15 protein-coding genes and 1 pseudogene are annotated in these 16,576 nt (G+C 68.3%); 9 read left to right on the top strand and 7 right to left on the bottom strand.

Annotation, left to right across the window (positions count from 1 at the left end; genetic code table 11):
• Positions 1-94 precede the first annotated feature (94 nt).
• Entirely contained in the window at positions 95-1,288 is a 1,194-nt protein-coding gene (gene glmU, locus MUG96_RS16225; protein WP_246984406.1) for a bifunctional sugar-1-phosphate nucleotidylyltransferase/acetyltransferase, read from the top strand.
• Positions 1,288-3,108 (top strand): glutamine--fructose-6-phosphate transaminase (isomerizing), encoded by a 1,821-nt coding sequence (gene glmS, locus MUG96_RS16220; RefSeq protein WP_246984404.1) that lies wholly within the window; start codon positions 1,288-1,290, stop codon positions 3,106-3,108. The genes glmU and glmS overlap by 1 nt, the downstream gene beginning before the upstream one ends.
• Here glmS and MUG96_RS16215 read toward each other — a convergent pair whose 3' ends face one another.
• Positions 3,109-3,720, bottom strand: a complete 612-nt coding sequence (locus tag MUG96_RS16215) for a hypothetical protein (protein WP_246984402.1) — start codon at positions 3,718-3,720, stop codon at positions 3,109-3,111.
• Between the two features lie 45 nt (positions 3,721-3,765).
• Positions 3,766-4,887 (bottom strand): DUF4330 domain-containing protein, encoded by a 1,122-nt coding sequence (locus MUG96_RS16210; RefSeq protein WP_246984400.1) that lies wholly within the window; start codon positions 4,885-4,887, stop codon positions 3,766-3,768.
• 109 nt (positions 4,888-4,996) lie between these two features.
• On the opposite strand from MUG96_RS16210, the gene MUG96_RS16205 reads away from it, so the two are divergent.
• The 4 genes from MUG96_RS16205 (at position 4,997) to hpt (ending at position 8,194) form a co-directional block, all read left to right on the top strand.
• A complete protein-coding gene (locus MUG96_RS16205; RefSeq protein WP_246984398.1) occupies positions 4,997-6,172 on the top strand; it encodes an NAD-dependent epimerase/dehydratase family protein in 1,176 nt (391 codons plus the stop codon).
• A 3-nt stretch (positions 6,173-6,175) separates the two neighbouring features.
• On the top strand, positions 6,176-7,138 hold the full coding sequence (locus tag MUG96_RS16200; protein ID WP_246984396.1) for an NAD-dependent epimerase/dehydratase family protein: 963 nt from the start codon (positions 6,176-6,178) through the stop codon (positions 7,136-7,138).
• A gap of 47 nt (positions 7,139-7,185) precedes the next feature.
• A complete protein-coding gene (locus MUG96_RS16195) occupies positions 7,186-7,446 on the top strand; it encodes a DUF433 domain-containing protein (protein WP_246984394.1) in 261 nt (86 codons plus the stop codon).
• 196 nt (positions 7,447-7,642) lie between these two features.
• Entirely contained in the window at positions 7,643-8,194 is a 552-nt protein-coding gene (gene hpt / locus MUG96_RS16190) for a hypoxanthine/guanine phosphoribosyltransferase (protein ID WP_246984392.1), read from the top strand.
• A 28-nt stretch (positions 8,195-8,222) separates the two neighbouring features.
• Here hpt and MUG96_RS16185 read toward each other — a convergent pair whose 3' ends face one another.
• Positions 8,223-9,326, bottom strand: coding sequence for a guanosine monophosphate reductase (locus MUG96_RS16185; protein ID WP_246984391.1), 1,104 nt, complete (start codon positions 9,324-9,326; stop codon positions 8,223-8,225).
• 124 nt (positions 9,327-9,450) lie between these two features.
• On the opposite strand from MUG96_RS16185, the gene MUG96_RS16180 reads away from it, so the two are divergent.
• Positions 9,451-10,425, top strand: coding sequence for an NAD-dependent epimerase/dehydratase family protein (locus MUG96_RS16180; RefSeq protein ID WP_246984389.1), 975 nt, complete (start codon positions 9,451-9,453; stop codon positions 10,423-10,425).
• A 75-nt stretch (positions 10,426-10,500) separates the two neighbouring features.
• Here MUG96_RS16180 and MUG96_RS16175 read toward each other — a convergent pair whose 3' ends face one another.
• The 4 genes and pseudogenes from MUG96_RS16175 to MUG96_RS16160 form a co-directional block, all read right to left on the bottom strand.
• Positions 10,501-11,103: a halocyanin domain-containing protein gene (locus tag MUG96_RS16175; RefSeq protein WP_246984387.1), complete on the bottom strand. Its 603-nt coding sequence runs from the start codon at positions 11,101-11,103 to the stop codon at positions 10,501-10,503.
• Positions 11,104-11,110: 7 nt separating this feature from the next.
• Positions 11,111-12,979, bottom strand: a complete 1,869-nt coding sequence (locus tag MUG96_RS16170; RefSeq protein ID WP_246984385.1) for a hypothetical protein — start codon at positions 12,977-12,979, stop codon at positions 11,111-11,113.
• A 325-nt stretch (positions 12,980-13,304) separates the two neighbouring features.
• Positions 13,305-13,415, bottom strand: a pseudogene (locus MUG96_RS16165) (RNA-guided endonuclease TnpB family protein); the annotation flags it as partial.
• 148 nt (positions 13,416-13,563) lie between these two features.
• Entirely contained in the window at positions 13,564-14,370 is an 807-nt protein-coding gene (locus MUG96_RS16160; protein ID WP_246984383.1) for a TrmB family transcriptional regulator, read from the bottom strand.
• 140 nt (positions 14,371-14,510) lie between these two features.
• Between MUG96_RS16160 and MUG96_RS16155 the strand changes: the two genes are divergently transcribed.
• A complete protein-coding gene (locus MUG96_RS16155) occupies positions 14,511-15,167 on the top strand; it encodes an RraA family protein (RefSeq protein WP_246984381.1) in 657 nt (218 codons plus the stop codon).
• A gap of 43 nt (positions 15,168-15,210) precedes the next feature.
• Positions 15,211-16,548: a gamma-glutamylputrescine synthetase gene (gene glnA2, locus MUG96_RS16150; protein WP_246984380.1), complete on the top strand. Its 1,338-nt coding sequence runs from the start codon at positions 15,211-15,213 to the stop codon at positions 16,546-16,548.
• Positions 16,549-16,576 lie beyond the last annotated feature (28 nt).

The following is a 16,576-nucleotide window of genomic DNA, read 5'->3' as shown; positions in this document are numbered from 1 at the left end:
GTCGGAACCTTATAGGCCGACTACCGCCGAGAATCCGCTAATTGACCGGGAGGACGGTCAGAACGTTGAAAAGGTACGGCGGCGATGTGTGGGTATGAGCGTCAGCACGGCGGTCGTTCTGGCAGCGGGAGAGGGGACGCGGTTGCGCCCGCTGACGCGCAATCGCCCGAAACCCATGCTGCCGGCGGCCGACCGCCCTATCCTCGAATACGTCTTCGACGCCCTCGTCGAGGCCGGCATGGACCGGCTGGTCTGTGTCGTCGGGTACAAACACGACCGGGTCCAGGACCACTTCGGTCCGACCTACCGGGACCGCCCCGTCGAGTACGTCAGACAGCACAAACAACTGGGGAGCGGCCACGCCCTCCTGCAGGCCCGCTCCGCCGTCGACGGCCCGGCACTCGTCGTCAACGGCGACCGCCTCGTCGAGACCGACATGGTCGAGCGCGTCGTCGACACCTTCGAGCGCGACGACCCGGCGGCGGCCCTGGCCGTCCTCCAGCACCCCGACGCACAGCAGTACGGCGCCGTCGTCCTACAGAACGACGAGATCGTCGAGATCATCGAGAAACCGACGACCGACGACTACCGGCTCATCAACGCCGGCATCTACGCCTTCGGCGCCGACATCTTCGACGCCATCGCGGACACGCCGCGGTCGGCGGGCGAACTCGCCTTGACCGACACGATCTCGCGGCTCGTCGACGAGGAGCACGTCCAGGGCGTCCACTGCGAGGGGATGTGGGTCGACGCGACCTACCCCTGGGACCTGCTGACCGTCGCGACGGAGGTCCTCGCTCGCGGTCGCACGGACACGCCCGAACGACGCGAGGGAGTGTGGGTCGACGACGACGCACGTGTCCACGACGCGGCGACGCTGCGTGCGCCCGTCGTCGTCGGTCCCGACTCGGAGGTCGGCCCCGGCGCGGTCGTCGGCCCCGACACCGCCCTCGGGCGCAACGTCACGGTCGGCGCGAACGCGACCGTCGAGGCGTCGGTGCTTGACGCGGACACGCGGATCGACGCCGGGACGATCCTGCTCGACACCGTGACGGGCCAGGACGTCCACCTCGGCGCGGGCTCGGTCGCGCCGGGCGGGCCTGCCGACGTGCGCGTCGGCAACCGCGTGTTCGAGGACCAGCGCCTCGGTGCCGTCCTCGCGGACCGCGTGCGCGCGGCCGGCGACGTGAGCTTCGAGCCGGGGGCGCTGGTCGGCCCCAGCGCGACCCTGCACGCCGGCGTCACCGTCGACGGGCAGATCGGCGAGGACGCGGAGGTGGTGCGCTGATGTGCGGGATCATCGGCTGTGTCGGCCGCGGCGACGAGACCCTCGACACCCTCGTCCACGGGCTGGCGAAACTGGAGTACCGCGGCTACGACTCGGCGGGCGTCGCGCTCGCGACGGACACCGTCGACGTCTGCAAGAAGTCGGGCAAGATCGACGACCTGCGCGCGGCCCTGGAGAGTCGGACGTTGTCGGGACCGGTCGGCATCGGCCACACCCGCTGGAGTACCCACGGGCCGCCGACCGACGAGAACGCCCACCCGCACAGGGACTGTCGGGGCGAGGTCGCCGTCGTCCACAACGGCATCATCGAGAACTACCAGTCGCTCCGGGACGAACTCGCCAGCGCCGGCCACGAGTTCCGCTCGGACACCGACACCGAGGTCGTTCCCCACCTCATCGAGGACGCGCTGGCGGACGGCGCAAACCCCGAGACTGCGGTCCGGGAGGCCATCGCCCGGCTGGAGGGGAGCTACGCCGTCGCGGTCGTCATCGCCGGCGTCGACGCCATCTTCGCCGCCCGCAACGACTCGCCGCTCGTGCTCGGCATCGACGACGGCGAGGAGGGAACCGGAGACGCACCCGGCGGCGCCTACTACCTCGCCAGCGACGTGCCGGCCTTCCGGGACCACACCGACCGCGTCGTCTACCTCGACGACGGCGAGTTCGCCCGCCTCAGTTCGCGGGGCTGGCGCGTCACCACCCTCGACGGCGAGCCCGTCGAGAAGGCGGTCGACACCGTCGACTGGGACCCCGAGGAGACGGGCAAGAGCGGCTACGACCACTTCATGCTCAAGGAGATTCACGAACAGCCCCGCGCGCTCCGGCAGTGTCTCCGGGGCCGCGTGGACGAACTCTCCGGGACGGTCGACCTGGGCGACCTGGGCGACCTCACGCCGCGTGCGGTGCAGTTCGTCGCCTGCGGGACCAGCTACCACGCCGCCATCTACGCAGCCCAGCTGTTCGAGGAGGCGGGCATCCCCGCGAAGGCCTACCTCGCCAGCGAGTACGCGAGCAAGACCCCGCCCATCGGGGACGCGCTGGTCATCGGCGTCACCCAGAGCGGGGAGACCGCGGACACCCTCTCGGCGCTCCGGGAGGCGCGCCGGCGCGGCGCGCGGACGCTGGCGGTGACCAACACCGTCGGCTCGACGGCGGCCCGGGAGTGTGACCACACGCTGTACATCCGGGCCGGCCCGGAGATCGGCGTCGCCGCGACCAAGACCTTCGCCTCACAGCTCGCGGCGCTCAATCTCCTCTCGCTGTCGGTCACGTCGGTCTCGGACAGCCGCGACGTGATCGCCGGCCTCCGGGAACTCCCCGGCGCGGTCCAGGAAATCCTGGACGACTCGAACGCGGAGGCCGTCGCCGAGACCTACGGCGACGCCGGCGCGTACTTCTTCATCGGGCGGGGCCTGCACTACCCGGTCGCGCTGGAGGGCGCGCTGAAGATGAAGGAGATCACCTACAAACACGCCGAGGGCTTCGCGGCCGGCGAACTCAAACACGGGCCGCTCGCGCTCGTGACCGAGAACACGCCCGTCTTCGCGGTCGTGACCGGCGACGACGAGATGGCCCGTAAGACCATCGGGAACGTCAAGGAGGTCGAGGCCCGCGACGCGCCGGTCGTCGCCGTCACTGACGGCCAGTCCGACGTGGAGCGGTACGCCGACCACGTCCTCCGGGTGCCGGACACCCACCGCCGGATCGCCGCCGTCGTGGCGAACGTTCAGCTCCAGCTCGTGGCCTACCACACCGCGGCCCAGCTGGACCGCTCCATCGACAAACCCCGGAACCTCGCGAAGAGCGTCACCGTCGAGTAGTCAGTCCCGCTGTTCGACGGTCGCGTCGTCGGTTTCGCCGGCTTCTGTCTCCTCGTTTCTCTCCTCGCCACCCGCGCGCTCCCGCGCCGGCTCCGCCGGCGGCTCCAGCAGTTTCCAGAGCCCCGAGGCGGCCAGGTCGGCCGCGGTCGCCGACGACTGCGTGCCGAGCAGGGCGGCACCGAGGACGAACAGCCGGAGGGCGAGCCCCGTCCTGGTGAACCCGTCAAGTGCGAGCGAGACGAGCGTGTTCGTCAGGAGCGCGACGAGTACGACGATACTGGCGACCCGGACCGGCCGCCGCTCGACGGCCGCCGACAGCGTCGCGAGGCCGTCGGCGCCTGCTCGGCCGACCCGCGTGTCGGCGACGAACCGTCCCGCGCGGTCCAGCCCCGCGAGAATCGGCCCGACCGTGTAGGTCTCACGGAGGTCGATGACGATCACGTCCGGGTCCGGCTCGGCCGTGAGCCATCGAAAGAGGTACGACCCGCGTACCCACCGCTGGAGTGTCTCGCCCGCGCCCGTCAGCCGAGACCGTTCGAGTGCGACGCCCAGTTTGTTGCCCAGTTCACGCGCTGCCGAAACGAGTGTCGAGTTCTCCCGTGCTTGACTCATGAACGCCCCGTGTCACGCCTTGTCCCGGAATCGACGGCGACCCTGTTAGTTCGTTCGGAACCCGACGACGGTGCCGCGAACGTCGACGCGCTCGAAGTCGAGTGCGACCGCGTCCCCGACGCCGAGCGGCCGGCCGTGGAACCGGAGTTCGTCGCCCACGCGCCGTGCGGTCACGTCGAGCGTCAGCGTCACGTCGCGGTTCCGGGGGTGGGTCGTCTCGACTAGCCGGCCGTCGTCGGTCGCCGTCACGACGGTCGCGGGCTCGGACTCGACGGCCTCGACGGTCGCGGTCGCGCCGCGGTGTCGCTCTTCGAGGCCGGCTTCCAGCTGGTCGGCGACGGTCGGTGACACGTCCGCCAGGCTGACAGTCACGGTCGCGTCGGTCGGCTCGCCCAGCAGTCGCGCCCGGTTCGTTGCGGTTATGACTGCCTCGAACTCAGAGTCGTCGGTCCGGACGTTGACCTCCCGCCCGATGACGACCGGCGAGGCCCCGTACACCAGCCTGTCCCCCTCGGAAATCGTTCGTAGCCGCAATCCGACGACGGCCCGGATGGATTCGTTGTCGCTCTGTGGGTACGCGGTTACCGACGCGACGGTGGCGACCGTCTCCCCTTCAACCGTGAGTTCGTCACCGGCCTGGAGCGCGTCGAGGCGTGCGGGGGACAGGTTCGTCTCGACCACGACCGGCGTCGTTCGGGTCGGGAGCGAGGCGCCGGTTTCGTTGGCCGCGAGGACGCGCGCCTGCGCCCCGAGGTCGTCCTCCCGGAAGTTGATCGCGTTCCCGATGGGAACCGCCGAGCCGTCGACCGTCGGGAGCGTTCCGTTGTACCGGACGCGGGCGACAACGCGGGTCCCGCCGTTGGTCGGTGCGACGTACGTGTCGGTGACGCGCAGCGGCGTTCCCGACGGCAGCGGCTGGATGGTGTCGTTCACGTCGATACGCCCGCTGAGGTTCGCCACGTCGCTCGTCACCGACAGCGTCGCGTAGCGGACGGTGGTCGTCCCGTTCGTCGCGTTCGAACCGGTGTCTGGCTGTTGCCCCTGGTCGTCCCCGCCCGTGAGGAGCGCGACGCCGGCCGCGACGACGGCGACCACCACGAGTACGACGAGCAGGTCGATGACGTTCACGACGCCGAACAACCGGCCTTCCTCGTCGATGACGGCCATGTCGGTCGTCTCGGCTATCTCCCGCCCCCAGTAAATGCGTTCCCCTCCCGGCCGACCGCAGGTGAAAAAGTATTTGTCCGTGCGCGGTTACTCACGAACTGAGTAACTAATGACTATCCTCGTCACCGGCGGTGACGGCTACATCGGGTGGCCGACCGCCCTGCGCATCGCGACCCGAACGGACGACCGCGTGCTGGCCGTCGACAACTTCGCCCGGCGCGACTGGGTCGAGGAGGTCGGCTCCGTCAGCGCCGTCCCCGTCGCCTGGATGGACGAGCGCCTCGAAGCCGCTCGCGAGGTCCACGACGTGCACAACCTCTCGTTCGTCCAGGGCGACCTCACCGAGCGGTCGTTCGTCGACGAACTCCTGGAGGTCCACGAACCCGAGACCGTCGTCCACGCCGCGGCCCAGCCCTCGGCGCCGTACTCCCAGATCAACGGTGAGCGGGCCAACTACACCCAGCACAACAATATGCAGGCCACGCGCAACCTCGTGTGGGCCCTCGAAGAACACGACATGACCGACACCCACTTCATCGAGACGACGACGACGGGCGTCTACGGCGCGCCGGAGTTCCCCATCCCCGAGGGCGGCGCGGTCATGGAGAACCAGGGCGAGCGCGACGAGGTGCCGTTCCCGGCGATGGCGGGGTCGTGGTACCACCTCACGAAATCCCACGATGCGGCGAACCTCCGCCTGGCGGCCCAGCAGTTCGGCATCCCAATCTCGGACGTGCGGACGGCCATCACCTACGGCACCGAGACCGAGGAGACCCGCGCGGACGACCGCCTCAAGACGCGGTTCGACTTCGACTACTACTTCGGGACCGTCGGCCACCGCTTCTGTGCGCAGGCCGTCGCCGGCTACCCCGTGACGGTCTACGGGAAGGGCGAACAGCGCAAGCCGTTCATCAGTCTGGAGGACGCCGTCGAAGGGCTGGCACGGCTCGCCCTAGAGTACCCCGACCCCGCTGGCGAGGTGACGGTCTACAATCAGGTCACGCGGGCCATCTCCATCGTCGAGATCGCCGAAACTATCGCCGAGGTGGGCGACGAGTACGACCTCGACGTCGCCGTGGAGCACTTCGAGAACCCGCGCGACGAGGACGAGACCCACAAGATGGAGATCGAGAACGACCGGTACGTGGACCTGATCGGCGAGCAGGCCCAGGACTTCGAGGACGGCGTCCGCGACATCTTCGGGACGCTCACCCAGTACCGCGAGACCATCGAGGCCCACGAGGATCGCTTCCTCCCGGGCGTCCTCGAAGACGACGAGGACTGAGGCATGGACGTGCTCGTCACCGGCGGCTGTGGCTACATCGGGAGCGCCCTCGTGCCGATGCTGCAGGCCGACGACGTCGTCGACAGCGTAACCATCCTCGATTCGCTGTCGAGTGGCTCGCCGCGGGCGCTGCTCGGGACGCTCGGCGGCGCGACCGACGAGGACAGCGAGTCCGCCGGCGTCGACTTCCGCCGCGGCGACGTCCGGGAGTACGGCGACGTGGAAAACGCCATGCGCGAGGTGGACACGGTCATCCACCTCGCGGCCATCACCGGCGCGGCGAGCACCCACGACCGCCGCGACGAGACCTTCGCCGTCAACTACGACGGCACCGAGAACGTCCTGAAAGCCGCCGGCAAACTCGGCGTCGACAACGTCGTCTTCGCCTCTTCGTGTAACATCTACGGTCGTGCGACGAGCATGGACATCGACGAGTCCGTCGAACCGGACCCCATCAACCCCTACGCCGAGGCGAAATACGAGGCCGAGTCACTGCTCGCGGACTACTGCGACGACCACGACATGCAGGGGACCGCCCTGCGGATGGCTACGAACTACGGCCACTCCCCCGGCGTCCGGTTCAACCTCGTGGTCAACTACTTCGTGTTCCGGGCGCTCACCGGCCGCGCGCTGACGGTCTACGGCGACGGCTCGAACTGGCGGCCCTTCATCCACGTCGAGGACGCCGCCCGGGCGTACAAGGCCGCCGCGCTCTCGCCCGCCGACTGGGACCGCCGAGTCTACAACGTCGGCGCGAACGACGACAACTACCAGATCAGCGAGATCGCCGAGGTCGTCCGCGAGGAGGTCGGCCCCGTCGATATCACCTACCTGGAGGACGAACATCCCGGCCCCTCGTATCACGTCGACTTCGACCGCCTCGCCGAGACGGACTTCGAGACGACCTGGACGCTCCGGGAGGGCGTTCGGGACCTCGCAGAGCGGTTCACCGAGTCCGGGACGTAGGTTTACAGCGCGAACGACCAACTCACTGGTATGACGGAAATCGTGCGGTGGGACGACGTGATGGGGGGTGCCCCACGCATCGAGGACGCCGTATCTCGGTCCTCCAGGTCGCGGACATGGTCCTCGATGCGGCCTACTCGCCGGAACATGTCGCCGACCAACTCGATATCTCGCTCGCCGAGGTGCATACGGCACTCGCGTACTACTACGAGCACCCCGAGGAGATGGAGGCGACGCGTGAGCGTCACGATCGACTGGAAGCGACGCTGGCAGAGAGGGCTGTCGCGCCGGAGCACGTCGAGCAGTGAGCAGGCTGTCCTTCTGCACCGACGAACACGTTCCACAGGCGTTTTCGACGGCACTGGAGTCGACCGGCAGTTCACGACGGCGGAGATGGCGGACACGCTCGTCTGGCTGGAACAGTGGCTCTGATCCGGTCCAGCAGTGAATCCCCGAGCGAACGGAGAACGGTTCCTTTTTTCACTCTCGTTCGATACGGGGGGCATGGACCGCCTGCACGAGTCGTTGCACGAGGCGCCGATCGTCGACAAGGACGGGTACGAGTACCTCGTCCACCCGATCAGTAACGGCGTGCCGATGCTCGACCCCGCACTCCTGCGGGAGGTCGTCGTCGAAGTCGTCAGGCGAGCAGACCTCGCCGGTGTGGACAAGATCGTCGCCCCCGAGGCGATGGGCATCCACCTCGCGACCGCCGTCTCGCTCCAGACCGACGTGCCCCTCGTCGTCATCCGCAAGCGCGCCTACGGACTGGACGACGAGGTCGCGCTCCACAAGACGACGGGCTACTCCGAGTCGGAGATGTACATCAACGACGTCGACGCCGGCGACCGCGTCCTGATTCTGGACGACCTCCTCTCGACCGGGGGGACGCTGGCCTCGATCTGTAACGCGCTCGACGACATCGGCGCCGAGATCAGCGACATCGTCGTCGTCATCCGCAAGGTCGGCGACTCCGCGATGGACGACGTGGACCACGACGTCGAGAGCCTCGTCGACATCACCGTCCAGGACGGCGACGTCACGATCCACGACTGACGCAGTCGTTCTTGCCGCGTCCGCGGCCTCAGTCGTCGGCTTCGGCGTCGCCGTCCCCGTCGACGGCCGCGTGTTTCGTGCTGTCGACGCTGACGGTCTCCCAGTCGTGGTCGGAGTGGGCGCCCTCGCGTTCCTGTGCGCTGGCGGCGACGCGGATGAACGCCGCCGACTCCCGCGCTTCGGGGATGGTGTGGCCGCCACAGTATGAGAGTCCCGACCGGATGCCGGCACAGAACTCGTCGACCACGTCGGCGACCGGTCCCTTGTAGGGGGTCAGCCCCTCGACGCCCTCGTCGGCGGTGACGTTCTCGGCCTTGTCCGAGCGCTCCTCGGCGGCCGTCGTCGTCGCCATCCCGCGCGAGCGCTTGTAGCGGACACCGTCGACCTCGATGGTCTCGCTGGGGGCCTCCGCCGTCCCGGCGAAGAGACTGCCCAGCATGACGGTGTCGGCCCCGGCCATCAGCGCCTTCACGGCGTCGCCGGAGGTCCGGATGCCGCCGTCGGCACAGATCGTGACCCCCTGCTCGGCGGCGGCGTCGGCGCAGTCGTCCACGGCGGTCAACTGCGGGACGCCTGCGCCCGCGACCTTCCGGGTCGTGCAGTGTGACCCCGGGCCGATGCCGACCTTCACGCAGTCGGCGCCGGCCGCCGCGAGGTCCTCGACGCCCGCGGGCGTGGCGACGTTGCCCGCGACGAGGTCGAGCGCCGGGAACGCCTCGCGGATGTCCGCGACGGCGTCGAGCGTCCGCTCCAGGTGGCCGTGGGCCACGTCGACGACGACGGCGTCGACGCCCGCTTCGACCAGCCCCTCGGTGCGGTCCACGTAGTCCTCGTCGATGCCGACCGCCGCCATCACCGGCTGGCCGGCGTCGACGACCGCCGCGACCTCCGCTGCCTGCTCGGGGGGCGTCAGGAAGCGATGAATCGTCCCGATGCCGCCGGCCTCGGCCAGCGCGACCGCGAGGTCGGCTTCCGTCACCGTGTCCATCGCCGCCGAGACGAGGGGGTTCTCCAGGGTGAGTCCCGGCGTCAGTTCCGTCGCGAGGTCGATGTGCTCGCGGCTGTCGACCGGCGAGCGCTGGGGTACCAGTAACACGTCACCGTAGCTCAGGCCCGTTCGCAGATCGTCCATGACCGACACAATGCAATACACTTCGACATAAAAAAGTCGCGGTCGACGCGGACGAGCAGGGCCCTCCGATCCCTGCCGGTCGGAGACCACCGGCTGTATATACCAGCGTGTCGATGCGTCGGCCATGACGGACGCTACGGACGTGACGGTCGCGGTGACGGGGGCTGCGGGCTACATCGGTAGCCGTGTCGTTTCCGAACTCCAGGACCAGCACCCCGACTGGACGGTGACCGCCCTCGACAACTTCTATCTCGGCGACGTGCGGGAGATCGGCGACGTGACAGTCGAGCACGTCGACATCCGCAACCGCGACCGCCTGGAGGACGCCCTCGCCGGCGCCGACGTCGTGCTCCATCTCGCGGCCATCTCGGGGGTCGACGACTGCGACGAACGGTCCGACCTCGCCTACGAGGTCAACGTTCAGGGGACGAACAACGTCGCGTGGTGCTGCCGGAAGTCCGGCGCGGCGCTGGCCTTCCCCTTCTCGATGGCCGTCCTGGGCGACCCACAGTCGTTCCCCATCACCGTCGACCACCCGCGGGACCCGATGAACTGGTACGGCCGGACGAAACTGCTCGGCGAGCGCGCCATCGAGGACTTCGCCGCCGGCGCCTTCCCGGCCCACCAGTTCATGATTTCCAATCTCTACGGCGAGCACGAGATCGACGGCCGGACGGTCTCGAAGGGGACCGTGACGAACTTCTTCGTCGGCCGGGCGCTCGCGGGCGAGCCGCTGACGGTGTACGAGCCCGGCTCCCAATCCCGGAACTTCGTCCACGTAAAGGACGTGGCCCGGGCCTACGTCCGCAGCGCCGAGCGGCTCGCGGAGCAACTCGACGCGGGCGAGACCGGCGTCGAGAAGTACGAGATCGCCACCGACGAGGACCCGAGCGTCATGACGCTCGCGGAGTGGGTCGCCGAGATCGCCCGCGAGGAGCGGGACCTCGACCCCGACGTCGACCTCATCGAGAACCCCCGGAGCGGCGAGACGCTGGTCGACACCTTCGAGGTCGACACGACCGCGGCGCGGGAGCACCTCGGCTGGGAACCCGAGGAGTCGGTGCGGGCGTCGATTCGGGGACTGTTGGCTTCGGCGTAGGGGCCGGCCAGCCAGTGCGGGCCGACGGGGTCGTTTTGGGTGGGTCTTCGATGCTGTGCCGGGCCGACGGTCGTGCTACGCTACGACGACCGCCCCCTTCATGCCGAGTGCCTTGTGGGGATTGCAGTAGTAGAGATACGTCCCCGAGTCGCTGAAGGTGTGCTCGAAGGTCACGTCCGTCCCGGAGACGGCTTCGCCGCTGTCGAAGGCCCCGTCCTCCGCGACGACGTTGTGCAGGCCGCCGCCGCCGGTCCACTCCCAGACCACCGTGGTCCCGGCGTCGACGCGGATTGCTGGGGGCGCGAACGCGAAGCCGTCACCGCCACCGACCGACACGCTCACCTCGCCCCGGCCGGTCCTGTCGGTGATCGACCCGTCGTACTCGTTCGCATCGGAGAGGTAGTCGTCGACTTCCGACCCGCCGCCCGACTCGGTCGGCGACGGTGTCGCGGTGGCCGTTTCGGTCGCCGTTGCCGTTTCTGTCGCGGTGGCCGTTTCGGTCGCTGTCGCCGTTTCAGTCGCCGTGGCCGTCTCGGTCGCTGTGTCCGTGTCCGTCGCCGGCGCGCCGTCGGTCGTCGTTTCGGCCGCCCCGTCACCGCCCCCGGTACAGCCCGCGAGCGGGACGGCGAGGGTCGCGAGGACGCCCACGACTCGTCTGCGAGTGAAGCTCCGTTTCATTCCACTATCAGTACCCCGAGATATCGAATTCACCGAGCGCCGTGAACGTGGAGATGCCCGACGGGTGGGGCGTCTCGTGGATCGGGGCCTCCAGGATGAGCCAGGCGACGACGTCTCGATCCTGGATGAACTCGCCGCTCACGTACTGCGCGGGGTGGTAGAAGTTCTCCTCGGCGAAGGTGTCGACGACGCGGGTCTGCTGGCCGATCTCGTCGTCGTCGGGCCGGACGACCACCATCTCCTTCCGGTCGTCGAGCGGGATGTCGATCGTCTGGTCGCCCTGGCTGTTGGCGAACCGGACGATCGTCCGGTCGTCGCCCTCGACGTAGAACTCCTCTCGGGGCCGTTGCCACTCGTTCCCGTCGAACAAGTGTGTCTCCACGTTGCCACCGTCGCCCGGCGTCGGCCTGAACGCCCAGAACGAGAGGTAGTACTGGACGGGCCCCTCGTGGTCCCGGCGGTCGGGGTTGTTCAGGTACTCCGTGATGTAGCCCGGTCCCTGGCGCTGCCAGGAGGGCATGAACACGCCGTCCTCGTAGAAGTCGAAGTTGATGTAGTAGTTGTACGGGCCGAAGCGATGCCCGGAGTGGAAGTCCCGTGCGTTCGGGAGCGCGCCCGTGTGGTAGTGGGTCCGGAGCCGGAACCCTTCGGGGTGGCTCCCCGTCTCCGGGTGGTCCGTCTTCCCGAGCACGCCCGGGCCGCCGAAGGTGGGGCTGTGGATGTCCCAGTAGAGGAGGTTGCCGCTGAACACCGTGTCGTCGTCGGGGAAGAACCACTCTCGGGTGTTGCGACCGTTCCGCTCTGGCAGGTCGTACCCGGTCGGGGTCGCCACCGCGGCCAGTTCCCTGAACACCTTCTCGCCGTCGTAGTCGGCGTCGACGACGATCCCCTCGGTCACCGGCGGGTCCCACCGCACGTCCCAGTTCGACTGCCCGATCGACTGCGGGGGCACGTCGATGTTGTGGAACCCCTGCGGGCCGGTGATCTGTGGCCGTTTGTCCATCGGCGGCACGGGGAGGTCGCCGAGTTGTGACTCGCCCGTCGGGTCCATCCGCGAGGCGATCTCCATGGGCGACATGCGGACGAACTCGTCGACGCGAGTCACGTCGAGCAGATCGAAACTACTGCCGGACACGTCGACGAACGTACTCAGCAGGGAGAGGCCGCCGTCGTCGTTGATGAAGAAGTACGCGATCGGCGTGACGTCGCCGTGTGGGTAGTCGTCGTAGCCCGTGATGATCTCCGCGACCTTCACGAAGGGGTACCACTGCCGCCCTTCGAGGTGTTGCCAGACCTCGTCCTGGTTGAGCGTGAACTCGTGGCGACGCCGCTGGAGCTCGTTGGTGAAGCCACGCTCCCACTCGACGTCCATCGGGGACGTGAGGTGGACCCCGACGAGTTCGTCCGTCACCCGGTCGATCAGCCCGTATCCGACCTGTCGGTCGACGGCGGTGACGTTGAACGTCGTCTGTTCGGCGGTGATCTCGCCCGGGGACACCTCCGACACGTCGAACGTCTGTGAACCGCGCGAGGCTTCGACCGTCATGTCGGTCGTCCCCTGGATGCTGATGGCGTCGAGGTCGTTCGTCAGCGGGTCGTAGGCCTCGAACGCCGCGAGCCAGTCGCTCGCCGTGTCGTGGACCTCCGGCTCCAGGAGGAGCGTCTCGACGGCCTGTCGTTTCCGGTAGGCCCACAGCATGTGGTAGTTGCGCTTGTCGACGTCGCGCGGCCCGATCCGGCGTGCGCCGGTGATCCGGTCACTGGGCTCGGGCGTGTCCTCCTGGTCGTCCTCCTGTGCCGTCGTCTCGGCCGCGACCGAGCCACCGGCACCGGCCATCGCGCCGGCACCGACGAGCCCGCCGCCGAGGGACGCCATGAATTTTCGCCGCTCGATACTGTCGATCGGAAGGGGTAGGTCATCGTCTGTCATTGTCTGTGGGTGTCACTGTTCGTGACGATACCGAACGTCCCGTGGGTGTGCCCGGGGCGCGTCTCCGTCGGGTACACCGCTCCGCCCGTCACCGCTCCACTGCCCCGGCCCAATACTGCCCATTGTTACCACGGTACGCGAAGGACGAGTCGGTCTCGGCTATAGAAAATATAGGACCACTCGACAGTGGTAAGTGACCTCACCCCACTTCGCTCGGGGGCAACCGCCCCGCTCGCTCGCCGAGGGTGGGGCTTTCGCGTGGACTCCCGTTCTACGCCGCATCAGCGGCGGAAAGATCGTACTCTCCACTCACGTTCAGCGTCCCGCGATTTAAGCGCACACTTACGGGTGCGCCTCCGACGTCTGCGTTTTGCCGACGTTGACGAGACGCGGAGCGTCTCGTTCGCCCGCCAGAAATCTTCGATTTTCGGGATCACGAGAATCTTCGATTCTCGGACGACTCCTTGAGGGCGGGGCCTCCGCCTCAAATTAGGTGAATCGGGACGACGGGCGAGTCGGCGGACCCGGCCTCACGTCCGTTCGGGAACCGGCTCCCCGGCGTGGTGCTCCCACGTGAGGGCGAAGAACTCGGCGAGCGTCTCGTAGAGGTTGGTGCTGTTGATGACGACGCCGACGTACTGGGTGTCCGCGTCGTTGCGGAACGCGACGACGACCTTCGACCCGTCGATCAGGTAGACCCGGCCCGCGATACCCGAGACCGGCCTGACCGTACTCCACTCCCGCGCGGTCTCCCACACCTCGGGGTCGATCGCGTCGGCGTCGGACACGAGCACCCTGATATCGACGCCGTCGGCGGCGCGCTCCGCGAGCACCTCCTTGTGTGCGGCGACGACACGCTCGAAGCTGTACGCCGCCGTCAGCATCAGAATCTCCGACTCGGCCTCCCGACAGAGGTTGCCGAAGTGGATCAGGAGGCGGTTCTTCCCCGCGTACGACCAGAAGATGTCGATGTCGTCGTGGCCGTTCGTCCCCTGCTGTCGCGGTTCGAACTCCTCGACGAGCGCCTCGCCGACGGACCGCGTCTTCGACAGCTCCGCCTCGAACTCGTCGCGCTTGTACTCGCAATACTGCGTGACTGCCGTCTCCGGCTCGATCGCCCCGTACTTCTTCGGCCTGCCCTGCTGGACCTTGACGAACCCCTTCCGTTCCAGGGAGTCGAACACGTCGTAGATGCGCGACTGCGGGATGTCGGTCGACTCCGTCGCCGCACTCGCCGTCAGGATTCCCTGCTGCAATACTGCCAGATACGCCTTGGTCTCGTACGCGGAGAGTCCCATCTCGTGTAGATATGTTTCTAACTCCGCCTGATCGTCCATTACTACTCGTTCTCCGCTCGGAGCCACTTATATTTGTAGCGTGGTAGCACTTCTTGTGGTCAACTCGGGACGCCTGGGGCCTCGACGGCGAGTGTCGGCCACCGCCAGTGGTATAGTGTCTCATTCCATTCACTTCGGGCATGGAGATCAACGACTTCGACCGCCCGGCGGCCGACCGACTGGACGAACTCAGCGGCGTCTCCCCGAACGACCTGGGGCATCGACTCTCCTTTCGCTTCCCGACTGCGGACATCGAGTACCTCGGAGGCGAGCGGCCGGTCGAACTGATCGGGTCCGTCCTCACGGTGCGCATCCCCCCCGAGGATTCGACGATGGTCCACAAGGCGATCGAACTGGCCCAGCCGGGGGACGTCATCGCGATCGACCAGCAGGGTCACGGCGAGAACGCGCCGTGGGGCGAGGTGACGACGCGTGCGGCGCTCGAACGCGGAGTAGCCGGGACCATCGTCGACGGGAGCATCACGGACTCGGCCGCCATCGAGCGGCTGGGGTTCCCGGTCTACGCCCGGGGACGGTCGGCACGGACGACCCGCCTGCACGGGACCGCCGGCGATATCAACGTCCCCATCCAGATCGGCCGCACGAGCGTTCGGCCCGGCGACGTCGTCGTCGGGAACGCGGACGGGCTGCTCTTTCTCGACCCCGACGACATCGAACGAGCGGTCTCGATCCAGGCCGAGGAGGCCGACAGGGAACGCGAGGTACTGGACCGTCTCGCAGCGGGCGAGTCCCTCGCGTCCGCGTCGGGCGCGGCAGACCTCCTCGACGACGAGTGACCGGTGGGGAATCTTCTTTTAGCAGGCTATCGTCTGCCGTGGTATGCCATCCCAGAGTGATGTCGTCTCGCGGTGCGAGTCGGACGATATCCGACTCGTCCGGTTGCTGTACGTCGGCAACGACGGCGTCGTCAGGGGACACGTGGTCGATGGCAACCGGATCGCTCACAGCTTCGAACACGGCGAGAACCTCGCGACAGTCGTGCAGTCGCTGACCGCGACCGACGTCGTCGCGCCGACGGGCGAGTTCGGTGCGACGGGCGAGGTCCGCCTCCGCCCCGATTCGACCACGTTCCGGCCGCTCCCGTACGCCGACCGCACGGCGGCCATGCTCTGTGACCTCTCCACACTGGACGGGGAGCCGTGGGTGGCGGACCCGCGGTCGACCCTCGGGGAGTATTCCGATTCACTCGCGAAACGGGGACTCACGGCCCGGCTCGGGTTCGAGAGCGAGTTCTACTTGCTGGTCGACGACGGGACCGACGCGGGTCCGCGGCCCGTCGACGACAGCCCGTGCTACGCTGCCGAGGGGATGCAGACCGTCGACGACGTAATCCTGGCGACGCTCGAGGCGCTCGACGACCAGGGTATCCCCGTCGGCGCGTACCACCCGGAACTGGGACCGGGACAGCAGGAGTTCGTCCAGGACCACGCCGCCGGACTCGCAGCGGTCGACGACCACCTCTTTCTCCGCCGGACGGTCCAGGCGGTCGCGCGCGCTCACGGTCTCGACGCGTCGTTCGCTCCGAAACCGCTGCCCGACGCCGCCGGCAACGGCTGTCACGTCCACCTCTCGCTGTGGGCCGACGGTCGCAACGTCTTTTTCGACGCCGAGCGGGACTCGCCGTACGGTCTCAGCGAAACGGGCCGATACTTCGTCGGCGGACTGCTCGAACACGCCCCCGGCCTGGTCGCGCTGACGGCCGCCAGTCCCGCCTCGTACCGTCGCCTCCAGCCCAGTTCCTGGGCGTCGGCGTACACGTGCTGGGGTGCCGACAACCGGGAGGCCGTCGTTCGCGTCCCGTCCGCCGACCGGGGCCGGCGCGAGGCGTCGACTCGCGTCGAATTCAAACCGTCCGATCACACGGCGAATCCGTATCTCGCCGTTGTGGGCATCCTCGCTGCCGGAATGGACGGAATCGACGGCGAAATCGATCCGGGGAGGCCGCTCGACGTCGACCCGGCGACCCTCGGCGAGTCGGAACTGCGTGCTCGCGGGATCGAGCGGCTTCCCGAGTCGCTCGACGCGGCCCTCGACGCGCTGGCGGCGGACGAGGTACTGACCGCGGCACTCGGCGAGACGCTGGTCGAGTCCTACATCGCAGTCAAGCGCGCCCGTTGTGAAACGTCCGGGTCGGGTACCGGGGCGCCGTCCGTCTAATCACACGGGCTCCGGGACCGGCGCCGCG

The sequence above is a fragment of the Halorientalis marina genome (assembly GCF_023028345.1).
In the GTDB taxonomy this organism is placed as follows: domain Archaea; phylum Halobacteriota; class Halobacteria; order Halobacteriales; family Haloarculaceae; genus Halorientalis; species Halorientalis marina.
Note: the sequence above shows the minus strand (reverse complement) of the source record. Positions and strands in the feature narration are given on the sequence as shown.